Here is a 20473-nt window from a genome sequence, read left to right on the forward strand (position 1 = left end):
CGCCTTCACGGGGCTCGGCTCAGAACGCGCAGTGCAGGTGCTTGATGCCCTCGATGAAGCTGGAGTCCAGCCTCCGGGGCTGCCCCACGGCATGGATCCGGGGCAGCGCCGCGAGGAGCTCCCGATAGAGAGCGGTGATCTCCATCCGGGCGAGGTGGGCCCCGAGACAGACGTGCGGGCCCACCGCGCCGAACGTCACATGGGTGTTCGCCGCACGCGTGATGTCGAAACGGTAGGGGTCCGGGAAGACGCTCTCGTCCCGGTTGCCGGACCAGTAGAACAGGAAGATCCGGTCGCCCCTGCGGAACCGGTGGCCGTTCATGTCGCAGTCGCGGGTGGCGACCCGGCGCATCCAGTTGATGGGCGTGGAGACCCGCAGGATCTCCTCGACCGCGCCCTTCGCGTAGGTGTCGAAGTCCGACAGCAGCAGCTGCTTCTGCTCGGGGTGCTCGGTCAGCAGCACCAGGGCGTGCGAGATGGCGTTGCGGGTGGTCTCCATCCCGGCGATGACGAGCAGGATGAAGAACGAGACCAGTTCCTGGCGGGTCAACTGCTCACCGTCCGCCTGGACCTGCACCAGCTTGGTGATCAGGTCGTCGCCCGGGGCGGCGAGCCGTTCCTCGCGCAGCCGCGCGATGTAGTCGCCGAGCTCCTTCGACGCCTCGATCACCGCCCGTTCGGAGTCCGCGCGGTCGGGAACGTAGTCCGGATCGAGCGGACCCACGATCGTGTTGGACCGCTCGAAGAGGAACTCGTGGTCCGACTCGGGAATCCCCATCATGTCGCTGAGCACCGCGATCGGCATCTCCGCGGCGACGGGCCTGATGAAGTCGCCCGGCCCGCGTGCGACGAGGTCGCCGATGACGCGCCGTGCGGTACGGGTTGCCACGGCCTCGAACTCGGGAACCATGTTGCGGCCGAAGGAGCGCGAGACGATGCGGCGCAGCCGGGAGTGCTCGGGGTTGTCCATGTTGATCATCGAGCCGTAGTACTCGTCGAGTTCGGGAGGCAGACCGATGATGGTGGTCGCGCCGTTCGACGAGAAGTCCTGCGGCCTGCGGCTGACCTCCGCGATGTCCGCGTACTTGACCAGCGCGTGGTAGCCGAACGCCCAGGGCACCCCCGGCATGTTCTGCTGGATGAACGCCGGACGCGGCAGCGCGCGCAACTCCTCGAACAGCTTCACACGTTCCGCGTGCGGCCGCGCCCAGAACGACGGGTCGACCAGGTCGGGAAGTGTGGCGGCCGGCTTGCTTTCCGTGATGGGCACGATGCCTCGCTTCGCGGGATCAGAGCATGACGACTCGCGGGATCAGAGCAGGACCACTCGCATGATCAGAGCAGGACCACTCGCGTGGTCAGAGCATGACGACCTGACACCGGCTCACCTTTGCAGCCACCGCTTAAGCGCCCCTAAGAAGTCCCTCAGTCTCCCGCGCAAGGCTGCCACCAGGCCCGAAGGCGTCCGGTCCCGGCGTACGGAGCCGAGTATTAGGAGGGCTTTAGCGCCGTCGACGAGTCTGCGGTCCGGCGGGGCCCCGCCTGCCCGATGCGCACGCCGATCCCGTGGCCGTCCGGTCATCGGGTCAGGGGTCCGGCCGTTCTCGCGGAGAGGAGCGGTTGTCCCGGGATGGCGCACAACGAAGAGAAGCTTCTTGAATACCTCAAGCGGGTCACTGCGGACCTGCGTCAGACGGAACGCCGGTTGCGGGACGTCGAATCGGCGGGCCACGAGCCGATCGCCGTCATCGGCATGGCCTGCCGGCTGCCGGGCGGCGTCCGGTCCCCCGAGGAGTTCTGGGAGCTGATCTCCGCGGGCGGTGACGCCGTCGCCCCGCTCCCCGGCAACCGCGGCTGGGACCTCGACTCCCTCTACGACCCCGACCCGGAGAGCACCGGCACCAGCTACGTCCGCGAGGGCGGGTTCGTCTACGACGCCGGTGACTTCGACGCCACCTTCTTCGGCATCGGCCCGAGCGAGGCGCTGGCCATGGCACCGCAGCAGCGGCTCGCCCTGGAGACGGCGTGGGAGGCCGTCGAACGCGCCGGCATCGACCCGCTCGCCCTCCGCTCCAGCGACACCGGCACCTTCATCGGCTGCGACGGCCTCGACTACGCCCTCGGCGCCTCCGAGGTCCCCGAAGGCACCGCCGGATACTTCACCATCGGCAACTCCGGCAGCGTCACCTCGGGCCGCGTCGCCTACACCCTGGGGCTCGAAGGCCAGGCCGTCACGGTCGACACCGCCTGCTCCTCCTCGCTCGTCTCCCTCCACCTCGCGGCCCAGTCCCTGCGCACCCAGGAATGCTCACTGGCGCTGGCGGGCGGTACGTACGTCATGTCGTCACCCGCCCCGCTGATCGGCTTCAGCGAGCTGCGCGGCCTGGCCCCCGACGGCCGGTGCAAACCGTTCTCGGCGGGCAGCGACGGCATGGGCATGGCCGAAGGCACCGGGGTGGTGCTCCTGGAACGCCTCTCCGACGCCCGCCGCAACGGCCACAAGGTCCTCGCCGTGATCCGTGGCTCAGCGGTCAATCAGGACGGCGCCAGCAACGGCCTGACCGCGCCCAACGGCCCCGCCCAGGAACGCGTCATCCGCGCCGCCCTCGCCAACGCCCGCCTCTCCCCCGAGGACATCGACGCCGTGGAGGCGCACGGCACCGGCACCACGCTCGGCGACCCCATCGAGGCCGGCGCCCTCATCTCCGCCTACGGGCAGGAACGGCCGGAGAACCGCCCCCTGTGGGTGGGCGCCGTGAAGTCCAACATCGGTCACACGCAGATCGCCGCGGGCGTCGCCGGCGTCATCAAGATGGTCCTGGCCCTGCGGAACGAACTACTGCCCGCCATCCTGCACGCCGACGTCCTCTCGCCCCACGTCGAGTGGGACGGGAGCGGGCTGCGCCTGCTCACCGAGCCGGTGAAGTGGTCCCGCGGCGGGCGTCCGCGCCGGGCGGGGGTGTCCTCTTTCGGCTTCTCGGGCACGAATGCGCATCTGATCCTGGAGGAGGCGCCGGAAGAGGCGCCGGAAAAGGTGCCGCAGGTGGCACCGGAGGATGCCTCTCCGGATGTGTCACAGGATGTGCCCGGTGCCGTGGTGCCGTGGGTGGTGTCCGGGCGGGGCGGCTCGGACGCGCTGCGTGAACAGGCGCGGCGGCTGGGTGAGTTCCTCGGGGCGTCCGCGGAGGCGGATTCGTCGGCGGCGGAGATCGGGTGGTCGCTGGCCACGACGCGGTCGGTGTTCGAGCACCGGGCTGTGGTGGTGGGCCGGGACCGTGAGGCGTTGACGGCGGGTCTTGGGGCGCTGGCGGTGGGCGAGGCGTCGCAGGATGTGGTGTCGGGGGTTGCGGGTGATGTGGGTCCGGGTCCGGTGTTGGTGTTTCCGGGGCAGGGGTCGCAGTGGGTGGGGATGGGGGCTCAACTGCTGGACGATTCCCCGGTGTTCGCGGCTCGAATCGCGGAGTGTGAGCGGGCGCTGTCGGCGTATGTGGACTGGTCGCTGATGGAGGTGCTGCGCGGGGACGGCAGTGAGCTGTCCCGGGTTGAGGTGGTGCAGCCGGTGTTGTGGGCGGTGATGGTGTCGCTGGCCGCGGTGTGGGCGGAGTGTGGGGTCGTACCGGCTGCTGTGGTGGGGCATTCGCAGGGGGAGATGGCGGCTGCGTGTGTGGCCGGGGCGCTGTCGTTGGAGGATGCGGCGCGGATCGTCGCCGTACGCAGTGACGCCCTGCGGCAGTTGCAGGGGCACGGGGACATGGCATCCCTCGGGGTGAGCGCGGAGGAAGCGGCTGAGTTGATCGGGGACGGCCGGCCCGGCGTGTGCGTCGCAGCGGTCAACGGGCCGTCATCCACGGTGATTTCGGGCCCGCCCGAGCATGTGGCTGCTGTCGTGGCGGATGCCGAGGCACGTGGTCTGCGCGCCCGGGTCATCGACGTGGGGTACGCCTCCCACGGCCCTCAGATCGACCAGCTCCACGACCTGCTCACCGAGCGTCTCTCCGACATCCGGCCCTCCCGTACGGACGTGGCGTTCTACTCGACGGTGACGGCGGAACGGCTTGCCGACACCACTGCCCTCGACACCGCCTACTGGGTCACCAACCTCCGCCGGCCCGTCCGCTTCGCCGACACCATCGAGACGCTGTTGGCCGACGGCTACCGGTTGTTCATCGAGGCCAGCCCCCACCCCGTCCTCAACCTCGGCATGGAGGAGACCATCGAGAAGGCCGACGTCTCCGCCACCGTCGTCCCCACCCTCCGCCGCGACCACGGCGACACCACCCAGCTCACCCGCGCCGCCGCCCACGCCTTCACCGCAGGCGCCCACATCGACTGGCGCCGCTGGTTTCCGGCCGACCCCACCCCCCGTACCGTCGACCTCCCCACCTACGCATTCCAGCACCAGCACTACTGGCTGGACCGGGCCGCCTCGGCCGCCTCCACCGCGACAGCCGGCGGTGGGCCGGGTGCTGCCGAGTCCCAGCTGTGGCAGGCCGTCGATGATCTCGACCTCGGACTGCTGGCCGAGACGCTGGGCTCGGAGGAGGGCAGCGAGGAAGCGGTCCGGGCGTTGGAGCCCGCGTTGCCCGTTCTTCAGGGATGGCGTCGACGGCACCGTGAGCAGGCGACCATCGACTCCTGGCGCTACCGCGTCACCTGGAAGCACCAGGCCGACGGGGACGCCCCTCAACACAACGGAGAATGGCTGCTGTTCGTCCCCAACGGCCATGCCGAGCATTCTGCCGTAGGGGCCACGGCCGAGGCGCTGACCACGTACGGAGCGGCCGGCGTCCGACTGCATGCCGTCGAGACCGGCCGGGTCCGCCGCGAGGATCTGGCCGCCGTCGACACCACCGGCCTTGCCGGGGTCGTCAATCTGCTCGCGCTGGACGAGGAGCCGCATCCCGATCACCCGGCGGTGCCCGCGGGGCTCGCCGCGACCACCGCACTTGTTCAGGCACTCGGCGACAACGGCACGAGTGCGCCCCTGCACACGGTCACGCAGGGAGCCGTCTCCACGAGCGCCACCGATCCGCTCACCCACCCCGTGCAGGCACACGTCTGGGGGCTCGGACGCGTCGCCGCCCTCGAACACCCGCGCCTCTGGGCCGGACTCGTCGACCTCCCCGCCCACGTCGACCGCCGAACCCTCGCCCGCCTCGCCGCCGCGCTCCTCCCCCGGGAAGAGGACCAGACCGCCGTCCGCCCCACAGGAACCCACACCCGGCGCCTCACGCACGCCCCCTCGGCCCCCAGCACCCGCAAGGCCGCCCCCGCCTGGCGGCCCGAGGGCACCACGCTCATCACGGGCGGCACCGGCGGACTCGGCGCCGTCCTCGCCCGCTGGCTCGCCCACCAGGGCGCCCCCCACCTGCACCTCACCAGCCGCCGGGGACCCGACGCCCCCGGCGCCCGGGAACTCACCGCCGAGCTCACCCGTCTCGGCACCGCCGTGACCGTCACCGCCTGCGACGTGAGCGACGCCGACCAGCTCCGTCACCTCATCGATGAGATCCCCACCGAGCACCCGCTCACCGCCGTCGTCCACGCCGCGGGGATCACCGATCTGACGCCGATCGGTGATCTGACGTCCGCGCGGCTCGGCGAAGTACTCGGCTCGAAGTCCGCCGCGGCCTGGACTCTGCACGAGCTGACGCGGGAGCTGGAACCGGGTCTCTCGGCGTTCGTGATGTTCTCCTCCGGAGCCGGTGTGTGGGGCAGCGGACAGCAGGGCGCGTACGGCGCCGCCAATCACTTCCTCGACGCTCTCGCCGAACACCGCCGCTCCCAGGGCCTGCCCGCCACCTCCATCGCCTGGGGCCCCTGGGCCGACGCCGGAATGTCGGCGGACCAGGAGTCGCTGTCGTACTTCAAGCGTTTCGGTCTGCTTCCGATCGGCCCGGATCTGTGCGTCAAGGCGCTGCATCAGGCGGTCGACGCGGGCGAGGCCACGCTGACCGTGGCGGACTTCGACTGGGCCCGGTTCACACCGACGTTCACCGCGCAGCGCCCCAGCCCCTTCCTCGACGACATTCCGGAGAACCGGCGGGAGGCCGAGCAGAGCGGGTTCGCGGCCGAGACCAGCGCCTTCCGCGCGGAGCTGGCGAGGACTCCCGCGGCACAGCGGCACGGCTTCCTGGTCCAGCACGTGCGGACGTACGCGGCCGCCACGCTCGGCCGCACGGTGGAGGACATCCCCGCCGCGAAACCGTTCCAGGAGCTGGGCTTCGACTCGCTCACCGCGGTCCAACTGCGCAACCAGCTCAACACCACGACCGGGCTCTCCCTGCCCACCACCGTGATCTTCGACCATCCGACCTCCGAGGCCCTCGCCTCGCACCTGCGCGGCCAACTCGGCGACGAGGGAGCCGCCGACGAAGGCAACGTACTCGCGGCGCTCGACAAGTGGGACGCGACGTACGGCACGGCCGAAGTCGACGAGGCGGCCCGTCGGCGCATCGTGGGGCGACTACAGGTCCTGGTCTCCAAGTGGAGTCCGGCGCAGGAAGGACCGGAGGGCGCCGACTCCACCCACGCCGACCTGGAGGCGGCGAGCGCGGACGACATCTTCGACCTCATCTCCAGCGAATTCGGGAAGTCCTGACCCCCACCGGCACCCGCCTCCGTCCCCGTCCCGTCCCGTCCCCCGTCCTCTCCTCACCTCTCCCCTCCACTCATACGTCCCCATCACCACGTAGCGCCAAGGAGCCTGGGTCAGATGTCGAACGAGGAGAAGCTTCTCGATCACCTCAAGTGGGTCACCGCGGAGCTGCGCGAGGCCCGCCAGAAGCTCCGCGACAAGGAGTCGGCCGAGCCGGTCGCGATCGTGGGCATGGCCTGCCGCTATCCCGGCGGCACGCGCTCCGCCGAGGATCTGTGGCGGCTGGTGCGCGACGGGGGCGACGCGGTCTCGGCGTTCCCCGACGACCGCGGCTGGGACCTGGACTCCCTCTACCACCCGGACCCGGAGCACCCGGGCACCAGCTATGTGCGGGACGGCGCCTTCCTGTACGACGCGGGTGACTTCGACGCCGACTTCTTCGGCATCAGCCCGCGCGAGGCCGTGGCGATGGACCCGCAGCAGCGGCTGCTCCTGGAGACCGCCTGGGAGGCGATCGAGCACGCGGGCCTCAACCCGCAGGCGCTGAAGGGCAGTGACACCGGCGTCTTCACCGGTGTGAGCGCCCACGACTACCTGACGTTGATCAGCCAGACGGCCAGCGAGGTCGAGGGGTACATCGGCACCGGCAACCTCGGCAGCGTGGTGTCGGGCCGCATCTCCTACACGCTGGGGCTCGAAGGCCCCGCGGTGACCGTCGACACGGCCTGCTCGTCCTCGCTGGTCGCGATCCACCTGGCGAGCCAGGCGCTGCGCCAGGGCGAGTGCTCCCTCGCGCTCGCCGGTGGCTCGACGGTCATGGCCACGCCCGGCTCGTTCACCGAGTTCTCGCGGCAGCGCGGGCTCGCACCCGACGGGCGCTGCAAACCGTTCGCCGCCGCCGCCGACGGGACCGGCTGGGGCGAGGGCGCCGGTGTGGTGGCACTCGAACTGCTCTCCGAGGCACGGCGCCGCGGCCACAAGGTCCTCGCGGTGGTCCGGGGTTCGGCCGTCAACCAGGACGGTACGAGCAACGGCCTCGCCGCCCCCAACGGCCCCTCGCAGGAACGCGTCATCCGCGCCGCCCTCGCCAACGCCCGCCTCTCCCCCGAGGACATCGACGCCGTGGAGGCGCACGGCACCGGCACCACGCTCGGCGACCCCATCGAGGCGCAGGCCCTGCTGGCCACGTACGGCCAAGGACGCCCCGAGGGACGGCCGTTGTGGCTCGGCTCGGTCAAGTCGAACATCGGTCACACGCAGGCCGCCGCGGGCGTCGCCGGTGTGATCAAAATGGTCATGGCGATCCGCGACGGCCTCCTCCCCGCCTCCCTGCACATCGACGCGCCCTCACCTCACGTCCAGTGGGAGCAGGGTGGCGTACGGCTGCTCTCCGAGCAGGTGGAATGGCCGGCGGAGCGCACGCGTCGGGCGGGCATCTCGGCGTTCGGCATCTCCGGGACGAATGCGCATCTGATCCTGGAGGAGGCGCCCGCTCCCGAGCCTGATCCCGGGCCCATTGCCGAGCCTGCGCCCGCGTCGCCCGGTGTGGTGGTGCCGTGGGTGGTTTCCGGGCGCACCGGTGACGCGCTGCGTGAACAGGCGCGCCGCTTGGGCGCTTTCGCCTCCGAGAACACGGATGCCTCGCCGCTGGAGATCGGCTGGTCCCTGACCACGACACGACCGCTGTTCGCGCACCGCGCCGTGGTCGTCGGACATGACCCCGCTCAGGCCGTCTCCGCTCTGGGCGCGTTGGCGGCGGGTGAGGCATCCGGGGAGGTCGTGTCGGGGGTTGCGGGGGATGTGGGCCCGGGGCCGGTGTTGGTGTTTCCGGGGCAGGGGTCGCAGTGGGTGGGGATGGGGGCTCAACTGCTGGACGATTCCCCGGTGTTCGCGGCTCGAATCGCGGAGTGTGAGCGGGCGCTGTCGGCGTATGTGGACTGGTCGCTGATGGAGGTGCTGCGCGGGGACGGCAGTGAGCTGTCCCGGGTTGAGGTGGTGCAGCCGGTGTTGTGGGCGGTGATGGTGTCGCTGGCCGCCGTGTGGGCGGACTGTGGGGTCGTACCCGCTGCTGTGGTGGGGCATTCGCAGGGGGAGATGGCGGCTGCGTGTGTGGCGGGTGCGCTGTCGTTGGAGGATGCGGCGCGGATCGTTGCTGTACGCAGTGAGGCGTTGAGGCAGTTGCAGGGGCACGGGGACATGGCCTCGCTGGGGGTGAGTGCGGAGGAAGCGGCTGAGCTGATCGGGGACGGCCGGCCGGGTGTGTGTGTCGCAGCCGTCAACGGTCCCTCGTCCACGGTGATTTCGGGCCCGCCCGAGCATGTGGCCGCTGTCGTGGCGGATGCCGAGGCACGTGGCCTGCGCGCCCGGGTCATCGACGTCGGTTACGCCTCCCACGGCCCTCAGATCGACCAGCTCCACGACCTGCTCACCGAGCGTCTCTCCGACATCCGGCCCTCCCGTACGGACGTGGCGTTCTACTCGACGGTGACGGCGGAACGGCTTGCCGACACCACTGCCCTCGACACCGCCTACTGGGTCACCAACCTCCGCCGGCCCGTCCGCTTCGCCGACACCATCGGAGCACTCCTCACCGACGGCTACCGGCTCTTCATCGAAGCCAGCCCCCACCCCGTCCTCAACCTCGGCATCCAGGAAACCCTCGAACAGGCCGGTATCGAAGCGCACACGATCCCCACCCTCCGCCGCGACCAGGGAGGCCGCACCCAGCTCACGCACGCGGCCGCGCAGGCGTTCACGGCAGGCGCCGACGTCGACTGGACGCGCTGGTTCCCGGCCGACCCCACCCCCCGTACCATCGACCTCCCCACCTACGCGTTCCAACGTCGGCACTACTGGGTGGAGCCGCCCGCGGCGGGCGTACCCACGGGCGGCGGGCATGATCCCGTCGAGGCACGGGTGTGGCAAGCGATCGAGGATCTGGACGTCGATGCCCTGGTAGGCAGCCTGGGCGTCGAAGGCCGGACGGAGGCCGTGGGGGCGCTGGAGCCCGCGTTGCCCGTCCTCTCGGCCTGGCGACGCCGTCACCGGCAGCAGACCACGGTCGACTCCTGGCGGTATCACGTCACGTGGAAGCATCAGCCCGACACCGCGGCGCCACGGCTGGACGGCGACTGGTTGCTGCTCGTGCCTGCCGCGCACGCCGATCACCCGGCCGTCCTGGCGACGGCACAGACCTTGGCGGCGCACGGCGGCGGGGTGCGGCGGCATGTGGTGGACGCGCGCGACGTGGAACGGGCGCCGTTCGTCCAGGAGTTGGCGTCCCTCATGGAGGGAGCCGCGTACGCCGGGATCGTCAACCTGCTGGCTCTGGACGAGGAGCCGCATCCCGATCACCCGGCCGTGCCCGCCGGGCTCGCCGCGACCACCGCTCTCGTCCAGGCCCTCGGCGACAACGGCGCCGACATCGCCGTACGCACCCTCACACAGGGCGCCGTCTCCACCGGCGCCACCGACGCCCTCACCCACCCGGTCCAGGCCCAGGTCTGGGGCCTGGGGCGGGTCGCCGCCCTGGAGTATCCGTACCTGTGGGCCGGGCTCGTCGATCTGCCCGGGCGTATCGACCATCAGGCGCTCACCCGTCTCGCCACCGCCCTGGCCTCCCGGGACGAGGACCAGATCGCCGTCCGGCCGGGCGGCGTCCAGGCCCGCCGTCTCGCCCACGCACCGGCCCACACGCGCGACAGCGGTGTGCGGTGGCGGCCCGAGGGCACCACGCTCATCACGGGCGGCACCGGCGGAATCGGCGCCGTCCTCGCCCGCTGGCTCGCCCGCGAAGGCGCCCCGCACCTCCTCCTGACCAGCCGCCGCGGCCCCGACGCGCCCGGCGCCCGCGAACTGGCCGCCGAACTGACCGAGTTGGGTACGACCGTCACCGTCACCTCCTGCGACGTGGGCGACCGCGAACAGGTACGCACCCTCGTCGAGGGCGTCCCCGTAGAGCAGCCACTCACGGCCGTGATCCACGCGGCGGGCGTGCCGAACTACATCGGTCTCGGCGAAGTGACCGGCGCGGAGCTGGACGAGGTGCTGCGCCCGAAAGCCCTCGCGGCTCATCATTTGCACGAGTTGACGCGGGAGCTGGAACCGGGTCTATCGGCGTTCGTGATGTTCTCCTCCGGAGCCGGTGTGTGGGGCAGCGGACAACAGGGCGGGTACGGCGCCGCCAACCACTTCCTCGACGCGCTCGCCGAACACCGCCGCTCCCAGGGCCTGCCCGCCACCTCCATCGCCTGGGGCCCCTGGGCCGAAGCCGGAATGGCCTCCGACCAGGCCGCGTTGACGTTCTTCAGCCGCTTCGGCCTGCATCCGCTGAGCCCGGACCTGTGCGTCAAGGCGCTGCATCAGGCGCTGGACGCGGAGGAGACGACGCTGACCGTGGCGAACTTCGACTGGGCGCAGTTCACGTCGACGTTCACCGCGCAGCGGCCGAGCCCGCTCCTCGCCGACCTGCCCGAGAACCGACGGGCGAGCAGCCCGGCGGCGGACCGGGAGGACGCCTCCGGTGACGCGTCGTCGCTGCAACAGGAGCTGACCGGGGCGAAGCCCGCCCAGCAGCGGCAGTTGCTGCTCCAGCACGTACGGTCGCAGGCCGCTGCCACGCTGGGGCACTCCGACGTCGACGCCGTGCCCGCGACACAGCCGTTCCAGGAGCTGGGCTTCGACTCGCTGACCGCGGTGGAGCTGCGCAACAGGCTCAACAAGAGCACCGGCCTGACCCTGGCGACCACGGTCGTCTTCGACCACCCCACCCCCGACTCCCTCACCGACGTCCTGCTGGCCGAGCTGTCCGGCGACACGGCGAACGCCGATGCCACGCGGACGGCCGCGACGACGGCCGCCGCCGACGACGAGCCGATCGCGATCGTCGGCATGGCCTGCCGCTACCCGGGCGACGTCCGGTCCGCCGAGGAGCTGTGGGACCTGGTCACGGCCGGCAAGGATGCCATGGGCGACTTCCCCGACGACCGGGGCTGGGACCTCCAGACGCTGTACAACCCCGACCCGGAGAGCCGCGGCACCAGCTATGTGCGCGAGGGCGGGTTCCTGTACGACGCGGGCGACTTCGACGCGGGCTTCTTCGGCATCAGTCCGCGCGAGGCCATCGCGATGGACCCGCAGCAGCGGCTGCTCCTGGAGACCGCCTGGGAGGCGATCGAACGCGCGGGGCTCGACCGGGAGACCCTCAAGGGCAGCAACGCCGGGGTCTTCACCGGCCTCACGATCTTCGACTACCTGGCGCTCGTCGGCGAACGCCCCACCGAGGTCGAGGGGTACATCGGCACCGGCAACCTGGGCTGTGTCGCCTCCGGCCGGGTGTCGTACGTACTCGGCCTCGAAGGCCCGGCGATGACCATCGACACCGGCTGCTCGTCGTCCTTGGTGGCGATCCACCAGGCGGCGCACGCGCTGCGGCAGGGCGAGTGCTCGCTCGCCCTCGCGGGCGGCGCGACGGTGATGGCGACGCCGGGCGCGTTCGTCGAGTTCTCCCTGCAGCGGGGACTCGCCAAGGACGGGCGGTGCAAGCCGTTCGCGGCCGCCGCCGACGGCACCGGCTGGGCGGAGGGCGTCGGCCTCGTCGTCCTCGAACGGCTCTCCGAGGCGCGCCGCAACGGCCACAACGTCCTCGCCGTGATCCGGGGCTCCGCCATCAACCAGGACGGCACGAGCAACGGCCTCACCGCACCCAACGGACAGGCCCAGCAACGCGTGATCCGGCAGGCCCTCGCCAACGCCCGCCTCTCCGCCGAGGACGTCGACGCGGTGGAGGCGCACGGCACCGGCACCATGCTCGGCGACCCCATCGAGGCCGGCGCGCTGGTCGCCACGTACGGCAGGGGGCGGCCCGAGGACCGCCCGCTGTGGCTCGGCTCGATCAAGTCGAACATCGGCCACGCCCAGGCGTCGGCCGGAGTCGCGGGCGTGATCAAAATGGTCATGGCCCTGCGGAATGAGCAGCTGCCCGCCTCATTGCACATCGACGCACCGACACCGCACGTGGAGTGGGCGGACAGCGGCGTACGCCTGCTGTCCGAACCCGTCGCCTGGCCGCGCGGCGAACGCCCGCGCCGCGCCGGCGTGTCCGCCTTCGGCATCTCCGGCACGAACGCCCACCTGATCCTCGAACAGGCCCCGGATACGCCGGAGCCAGTGAGCACCCCGACGGGCGAGGCGCCCTCCGAAGTGGTGCCGTGGGTGATCTCGGCCCGTGGCGAGGACGCGCTACGGGCGCAGGCCGCCTCACTGCTCGACCGCGCGACGACCGACCCGCAGCTGGCGTCGCCCTTGGACGTGGGCTGGTCGCTGGTCAAGACGCGTTCGGTGTTCGAGAACCGGGCCGTGGTGGTGGGCCGGGACCATGCGGAGCTTGTGGCGGGGTTGCGTTCGCTGGCTGCGGGTGAGCCGTCGGCGCATGTGGTCGAGGGAGCTGTGCGGGGGGCTTCCGGTGCCGGGCCGGTGTTGGTGTTTCCGGGGCAGGGGTCGCAGTGGGTGGGGATGGGGGCTCAGCTGCTGGATGAGTCGCCTGTGTTCGCGGGTCGGATTGCGGAGTGTGAGCGGGCGCTGTCGGCGTATGTGGACTGGTCGTTGACGGAGGTGCTGCGCGGGGACGGCAGTGAGCTGTCCCGCGTTGAGGTGGTGCAGCCGGTGTTGTGGGCGGTGATGGTGTCGCTGGCCGCGGTGTGGGCCGATTGTGGGGTCGTACCGGCTGCTGTGGTGGGGCATTCGCAGGGGGAGATGGCGGCTGCGTGTGTGGCCGGTGCGCTGTCGTTGGAGGATGCGGCGCGAATCGTCGCCGTACGCAGTGACGCCCTGCGGCAATTGCAGGGGCACGGGGACATGGCATCCCTCGGGGTGAGCGCGGAGGAAGCGGCTGAGCTGATCGGGGAAGACCGGCCGGGTGTGTGTATCGCAGCCGTCAACGGTCCCTCGTCCACGGTGATTTCGGGCCCGCCCGAGCATGTGGCCGCTGTCGTGGCGGATGCCGAGGCACGTGGTCTGCGCGCCCGGGTCATCGACGTCGGGTATGCCTCCCACGGCCCTCAGATCGACCAGCTCCACGACCTGCTCACCGAGCGTCTCTCCGACATCCGGCCCTCCCGTACGGACGTGGCGTTCTACTCGACGGTGACGGCGGAACGGCTTGCCGATACCACTGCCCTCGACACCGCCTACTGGGTCACCAACCTTCGCCGGCCCGTCCGCTTCGCCGACACCATCGAGACGCTGTTGGCCGACGGCTACCGGCTCTTCATCGAAGCCAGCCCCCACCCCGTCCTCAACCTCGGCATCCAGGAAACCATCGAGAAGGCCGACGTCTCCGCCACCGTCGTCCCCACCCTCCGCCGCGACCACGGCGACACCACCCAGCTCACCCGCGCCGCCGCCCACGCCTTCACCGCAGGCGCCCACATCGACTGGCGGCGCTGGTTCCCGGCCGTGCCGTTGCCGCGGGTGGTGGATCTGCCGACGTACGCCTTCCAGCGGGAGCGTTTCTGGCTGGAGGGGCGCAGGGGGATCGCCGGGGACCCGGCGGGGCTCGGGCTCGCCTCTGCGGGGCATCCGCTGCTCGGGGCCGCCGTGGAGCTCGCGGACGGCAGCAGTCACCTGCTGACCGGCCGGATCTCGCCGCGGGACCAGGCGTGGCTGGCGGAGCACCGGGTCATGGACACCGTGCTGCTGCCCGGTTCGGCTTTCGTGGAGCTCGCGTTGCAGGCCGCGGTGCGGGTCGGCTGCGCGGAGTTGGCGGAGCTGGCGCTGCACACTCCGCTCACTTTCGGGGACGGGGGCGCGGGCGCCGTCGATCTGCAGGTGGCGGTCGGCTCCGCGGCCGAGGACGGCCGACGGCCCGTGACCGTCCACTCGCGGCCCTCGGGCGAGGGCGAGGGCGAGGAGGCCGCGTGGACCCGGCATGCCGCGGGTGCGGTCGCTCCCGCCGGGCCGGATTCCGCGGACGTCTCGTTCGGCGGCGCCTGGCCGCCGCCCGGCGCCACACCGGTCGGCGGGCCCGACCCGTACGACGAACTCGCCGCGCATGGCTATGAGTTCGGCCCCGGTTCGCGAGGCCTCGTGAGCGTCTGGCGGCTCGGGGAGGACATCTTCGCCGAGGTGGCGCTGCCCGAGACGGAGAGCGGCAAGGCCGACCGCTATCAGGTGCACCCGATCCTCCTCGATGCCACGCTCCACGCACTGATTCTGGACGCGGTCACGTCGTCCGCCGACACCGACCAGGTCCTGCTGCCGTTCTCCTGGAGCGGGCTGCGGGTGCATGCGCCGGGCGCGGACACATTGCGGGTACGTATCGCACGCACCGCACCCGACCGGCTGGCGTTGACCGCCGTGGACGGCGGTGGAGCACCGGCCCTGACCCTGGAGTCACTGACGGTGCGGCCGGTGGCCGCCCATCAGATCGCCGGTGCCCGTGCGGCGGACCGTGACGCGCTCTTCCGGGTCGAGTGGACGAAGGCGGCAGCGCGGGCCGGTGAGGAGGGCGGCAGCACGCGTCACGCTGTCGTCGCGCCCGCCGGGGAGCCGCTGGGGGCGGCACTGGCCGGTGTGTTGGCCGGTGTTCCTGTGCGAGGCACGTTCGCCGCCCTGCGCGCCGCGGTGGAGGCCGGGGGTGAGGCGCCCGATGTCGTACTCGCGGTGTGCGTCACACCGGATGAGCGTGCGGGCGGCGATGCGGCCGAAGGTGCGCGACGGGCCGCCGTGTCCCTTCTGTCGCTGCTCAAGGAGTGGGTCGACGATCCCGCGTTCGCGGCGAGCCGCCTCGTCGTCGTCACCCGGGGCGCGGTCGCCGCGCGGCCGGGCGAGGTCACCGGTGATCTGCCCGCCGCTTCCCTGTGGGGCCTGGTACGCAGCGCGCAGGCGGAGAACCCTGGTCGGCTCACGTTGCTCGATCTCGACGTTCTGGAGACCTCCCTCGCGGCGGTGCCGGACACACTGGCTTCTCAGGAACCGGAGTTGGCGCTGCGTGACGGGCAGGCATACGTGCCGCGGCTCGTCCGGGACGAGGCTTCGGCGCGGCTCGCCCCGCCGGTCGGGTCGCCCACGTGGCGTCTGGCGCGGACTGAAGAGGGCGCCACCGGCGGGAAGTTCGCGCTCGTCGACGCTCCTGAAGCCGGGCGGGCGTTGGCGTCACACGAGGTGCGGGTGGCGGTGCGGGCGGCCGCCGCGCCGGGTGCGGACGTGGACGCGGACGCGGATACGAGTACGGATACGGGTACTGATCCGCTCGGCACGGGACAGGTCTGGGCCGCCGGTGTGGTGACCGAGGTCGGCGGTGATGCCGGATCGGTGGCCGTGGGTGACCGGGTGATGGGGCTGGTCGACACGGTCGGTCCGGTGGCCGTCACCGAGGCCTCGCTGCTCACCCCCGTTCCGTCCGGGTGGAGTTGGGTGCAGGCCGCCGGGTCCGTGGGAGCCTATGTGGCCGCGTACGACGTGCTGGCGGATGTCGTCGTGCCGCGCGACGGGGAGTCGCTGCTCGTAGCGGAGGAGGGAAGTCTCGTGGTCCGCCGCCCGGGTGCCCCGGACGTCGGCCAGGTGTCCTTCCCACCTCCCGAGCCCGGCCGTGTACGGGAAATCCTCGCCCATCTGGCCCGGTTGAGCCCCGACGGGGCCCTGGAGCCGCTCGACGTCACGGCGTGGGACGTACGGCAGGCGCCCGCGGCGGAGGCTGCTCCCGCCTCGGCACGTACAACCGTATTCACGCTGCCCGTCGCCTTCGACCCCGAAGGCACCGTGCTGATCACCGGTGGCACCGGCGCCCTGGGCGCGCTGACCGCCCGCCACCTGGTGAGCCGCCACGGCGCCCGGCGGCTGCTCCTTTCCAGCAGGCGCGGAGCCGACGCGCCGGGGGCCCTGGAGCTGGCGGCCGACCTCTCCGCGCTCGGCGCGCGGGTCACCTTCGCCGCCTGCGACCCCGGCGAGCGGGACGCGGCCGCCGCTCTCCTGGAGTCGGTACCGGCGGAGCATCCGCTGACCGCCGTCTTCCACTGCGCGGGCACCGTGAGCGACGCCGTGGTGCAGAACCTCACGGCCGAGCAGGTCGAGGAGGTGATGCGGGTCAAGGCGGACGCCGCGTGGAACCTGCACGAGCTGACGCGGGACGCGGACCTGTCCGCGTTCGTCCTCTACTCCTCCGTCGCCGGGCTGCTCGGCGGCCCCGGCCAGGGCGGCTACACGGCCGCCAACGCCTTCCTCGACGCGCTCGCCCGCCACCGGTACGACAGCGGCGCCGCGGCGACCTCGCTGGCGTGGGGCTACTGGGATCTGGAGAGCGGGATGTCGGGCCGGCTGACCGACGCCGACCGGGCGCGCCATGCGCGGGCCGGCGTGGTCGGGCTCGGCGCCGACGAAGGGCTCGCCCTCCTGGACGTCGCGTGGGCGGGCGGTCTGCCGCTGTTCGCGCCGGTCCGTCTGGACCTGGCCCGGATGCGCAGGCAGGCCGAGAGCCGTCCCGCGCCCGCGCTCCTGCGAGACCTGGTGAGCAGCGGGGGCAAGGGCGGAAGCTCCGGGTCCGGGCCCGGTTCCGCGGGGGCGTCCGCGCTGCTCAGGGCGCTCGGTGGGATGTCCGACACGGAGCGGGAGGAGGCGCTGCTCGACCTGGTGCGCACGCACGTCGCGGCGGTCCTCGGGTACGAGGCGTCGACGCCCGTCAACGCCACGCAGGGGTTGCGGGAGCTCGGCTTCGACTCGCTGACCGCGGTGGAACTGCGTAACCGGCTATCGGCCGCGACCGGCCTGAAGCTGCCCGCCACGTTCGTCTTCGACCACCCGAATCCGGCGGAGCTCGCCGCGCATCTGGGGCAGGAACTCGCGCCGCGGGCCGCGGATCCGCTCGCCGACGTCCTGGCGGAGTTCGAGCGTCTGGAGAACTCCCTGCTCTCGGTCTCCTCGAAGGACGGCACGGCACGGGCCGAGCTGGCCGGGCGGCTGCGCGCCACGCTGGCCCGGCTCGACGCACCGGCGGAAGCGGCCGCCGAGGCGGCGGTCGCCGCCCGCATCCAGGACGCGTCGGCGGACGAGATCTTCGCCTTCATCGACCGGGACCTCGGCAAGGGCGGCGGCGACGGCAACGGGTCGGCAGGCAACGGGCAGGCCGTGGAGGGACAGGCAGTGGAGGGACAGCGATGAACGAGTTCGCCCGCAAGAAGCGCGTCCAGGAGCACAGCCGTCGGATCAACGCCGGGGACCTGGACGCCGTCATCGAGCTGTACGCGCCCGACGCCGTCCTGGAGGACCCGGTCGGCCTACCGCCCGTCACCGGGCACGACGCGCTGCGCGCCCACTACGAGCGGCTGCTCTCCGCGCGCATCCGTGAGGAGGCGGCCGAACCCGTCGCCGGGCAGGACGCCACGCACGCGCTGATGCAGGTCACCTCCGTCATGGACTACCTGCCCGCGGGCCCGCTCTACGCCGGGCGCGGCTGGCTCAAGCCCCCCGACGACCCGGATACGGCGCGCATCCGGCGCACGGCGATGCTCGTGATCCGCATGGACGCGGCCGGCCTCATCCGGCACCTGAAGTCCTACTGGGGCACGTCCGACCTCACGGTCATCGGCTGAACCGCCGGCCCCGTCCGAACCCTTCCTGGAGGTGCCATGCCCGACGAGGCCTCGCGAAAGAGGATGGCCGTCGACTACGCCGAGCGGATCAACGCCGGTGACATCGAAGGCGTCCTCGACCTGTTCACGGACGACATCGTCTTCGAGGATCCCGTGGGCCGGCCACCCATGGTGGGCAAGGACGATCTGCGCAGGCACCTCGAACTGGCCGTCTCCTGCGGTACGCACGAGGTGCCCGACCCGCCGATGACGTCCATGGACGACCGTTTCGTGGTGACGCCCACCACGGTCACCGTGCGGCGGCCCCGGCCGATGACCTTCCGCATCGTCGGCATCGTCGAACTCGACGAGAACGGTCTCGGGCGCCGGGTCCAGGCGTTCTGGGGAGTGACGGACGTGACCATGGACGGCCCCGCCGACACCACCCACCCCGAAGGGATCCCCGCGTGACCACCACCCGACCCGCACACGCCGTCGTACTGGGCGCCAGCATGGCAGGGACCCTCGCCGCCCACGTCCTGGCCCGCCACGTGGACGCCGTCACCGTCATCGAACGCGACACGCTGCCCGAGGAGCCCCGGCACCGCAAGGGCGTTCCGCAGGGCCGCCACGCCCACCTGCTGTGGTCCAACGGCGCCCGCCTCATCGAGGAGATGCTGCCCGGCACCACCGACCGCCTCCTCGCGGCCGGTGCCCGGCGCCTGGGCTTCCCCGAGGACCTGGTGACGCTCACCGGGCAGGGCTGGCAGCACCGCTTCCCCGCCACGCAGTTCGCGCTGGTCGCCAGCCGCCCGCTGCTCGACCTGACCGTGCGCACCCAGGCCCTGGCAGCCGGCAACATCACGGTCCGGCAGCGTACCGAGGCCGTCGAACTGGTAGGTGGCGAGCACCGCGTCACCGGTGTTCTCGTACGCGAGGTCGACGGCGGCCGGCAGGAGACGCTGGAGGCCGACCTGGTGATCGACGCCACCGGCCGCGGCTCCCGCCTCAAGCAGTGGCTCTCGGCGCTCGGCGTGCCCGCCCTGGAGGAGGACGTCGTGGACGCGGGCGTCGCCTACGCCACCCGGCTCTTCCAGGCCCCGCCCGGCGCGACGACCCGCTTCCCCGCCGTGAACATCGCCGCCGACGACAGGGTGCGCGAGCCCGGCCGCTTCGGCGTCGTCTACCCCATCGAGGGCGGCCGCTGGCTGGCGACGCTCTCCTGCACGCGCGGGGCCCAACTGCCCACCACCGAGGCCGAGTTCATACCGTTCGCGGAGAAGCTGAACCATCCGGTCATCGCCGAACTGCTCCGCGACGCCGAGCCGCTCACTCCCGTCCACGGATCCCGCTCCGGGGCCAACCGCCGACTGTACCCGGAGCGGCTGGAGCAGTGGCCCGACGGTCTGCTCGTCATCGGCGACTCGCTGACCGCCTTCAACCCGATCTACGGGCACGGCATGAGTTCGGCGGCGCGTTGCGCCGACACCATCGACCGCGAGTTCAAGCGGGGCCCTGGAGGGGGCGCGGGGACGGGGCCGGGATCCACGCTCGCCCTGCAGAAGGCGATCGGCGCGGCGGTCGACGATCCGTGGATACTGGCCGCCACCAAGGACATCGACTACGTCAACTGCCGCGTGGCGGCGACGGATCCTCGACTCATCGGCGTGGACACCGAGCAGCGCCTGCGGTTCGCCGAGGCGATCACCGCGGCGTCGATCCGCTCCCCGAAGGCGTCGGAGATCGTCACGGACGTGATGAGCCTGAACGCGCCCCAGAGCGAACTCGGCTCCAACCGCTTCCTGATGGCGATGCGCGCCGACGAGCGCCTCCCCGAACTGACCGCTCCCCCGTTCCTTCCCGAGGAGTTGGACGTCGTGAACCTGGACGCCGCCACGGTTTCGGGGGTACCGGCAAGGACCGTGTGAGCGGGTGCGTCGCCGGGGCCGGGGCCGGGAAGTCTCAGTGGGCGCGGCGGATACGGATGGGGCCACGAGCCGTAGCCGGGTCGACGGGGCGGCCCGCCTGGGTGATCTCCACCTCGCCGGCCGTGACCAGGCGCCGGGCTGCGCGGCGGACCGGTTCCATGAGCGCGCGCCAGCCGTCGTCGTCTCCTTCGTACACCGCCCGCGCGGCGTCCGACGGACAGATCGTCGAGTCCGGGTCGCGGCGCTCGAGCAGGTCGAGAATGACTCGCTCCAAGCGCCGGTCCACGGCTTCGTCCGCGTGCCGGTCCACGGGCTCGTCTGCTTGCCCATTCGCGGGCCCGTTCGCGGGCCGTTCGGTGTGCGTCACCGCGCCAGTGTCGCAC

General features: G+C 72.0%; 7 protein-coding genes and 1 pseudogene. 6 read left to right on the forward strand and 2 right to left on the reverse strand.

Annotation, left to right across the window (positions count from 1 at the left end; all coding sequences use genetic code 11):
• Positions 1-19: 19 nt before the first annotated feature.
• Entirely contained in the window at positions 20-1270 is a 1251-nt protein-coding gene (locus tag AC07DI_RS09725) for a cytochrome P450 (protein WP_384247294.1), read from the reverse strand.
• A gap of 360 nt (positions 1271-1630) precedes the next feature.
• Here AC07DI_RS09725 and AC07DI_RS09730 point away from each other — a divergent pair, with 360 nt between their 5' ends.
• From AC07DI_RS09730 to AC07DI_RS09755, 6 genes and pseudogenes are all read left to right on the forward strand, one after another.
• Positions 1631-6601 (forward strand): type I polyketide synthase, encoded by a 4971-nt coding sequence (locus AC07DI_RS09730; RefSeq protein WP_478903429.1) that lies wholly within the window; start codon positions 1631-1633, stop codon positions 6599-6601.
• A gap of 114 nt (positions 6602-6715) precedes the next feature.
• Positions 6716-6784, forward strand: a pseudogene (locus AC07DI_RS09735) (polyketide synthase docking domain-containing protein); the annotation flags it as partial.
• Positions 6767-17752 (forward strand): type I polyketide synthase, encoded by a 10986-nt coding sequence (locus tag AC07DI_RS09740; protein WP_478903462.1) that lies wholly within the window; start codon positions 6767-6769, stop codon positions 17750-17752. The pseudogene AC07DI_RS09735 and the gene AC07DI_RS09740, both read left to right, overlap by 18 nt.
• On the forward strand, positions 17749-18183 hold the full coding sequence (locus AC07DI_RS09745) for a nuclear transport factor 2 family protein (RefSeq protein ID WP_384247300.1): 435 nt from the start codon (positions 17749-17751) through the stop codon (positions 18181-18183). Before AC07DI_RS09740 ends, AC07DI_RS09745 begins: the two co-directional genes overlap by 4 nt.
• Before the next feature lie 36 nt (positions 18184-18219).
• On the forward strand, positions 18220-18633 hold the full coding sequence (locus tag AC07DI_RS09750; protein ID WP_384247303.1) for a nuclear transport factor 2 family protein: 414 nt from the start codon (positions 18220-18222) through the stop codon (positions 18631-18633).
• Positions 18630-20090, forward strand: a complete 1461-nt coding sequence (locus AC07DI_RS09755; RefSeq protein WP_478903432.1) for an NAD(P)/FAD-dependent oxidoreductase — start codon at positions 18630-18632, stop codon at positions 20088-20090. The genes AC07DI_RS09750 and AC07DI_RS09755 overlap by 4 nt, the downstream gene beginning before the upstream one ends.
• 34 nt (positions 20091-20124) lie before the next feature.
• Here the strand turns inward: AC07DI_RS09755 and AC07DI_RS09760 are convergent, their stop codons facing one another.
• Positions 20125-20376, reverse strand: a complete 252-nt coding sequence (locus AC07DI_RS09760; protein WP_478903464.1) for a DUF3253 domain-containing protein — start codon at positions 20374-20376, stop codon at positions 20125-20127.
• Positions 20377-20473 lie beyond the last annotated feature (97 nt).

Source organism: Streptomyces sp. NPDC044106 (assembly GCF_056433985.1).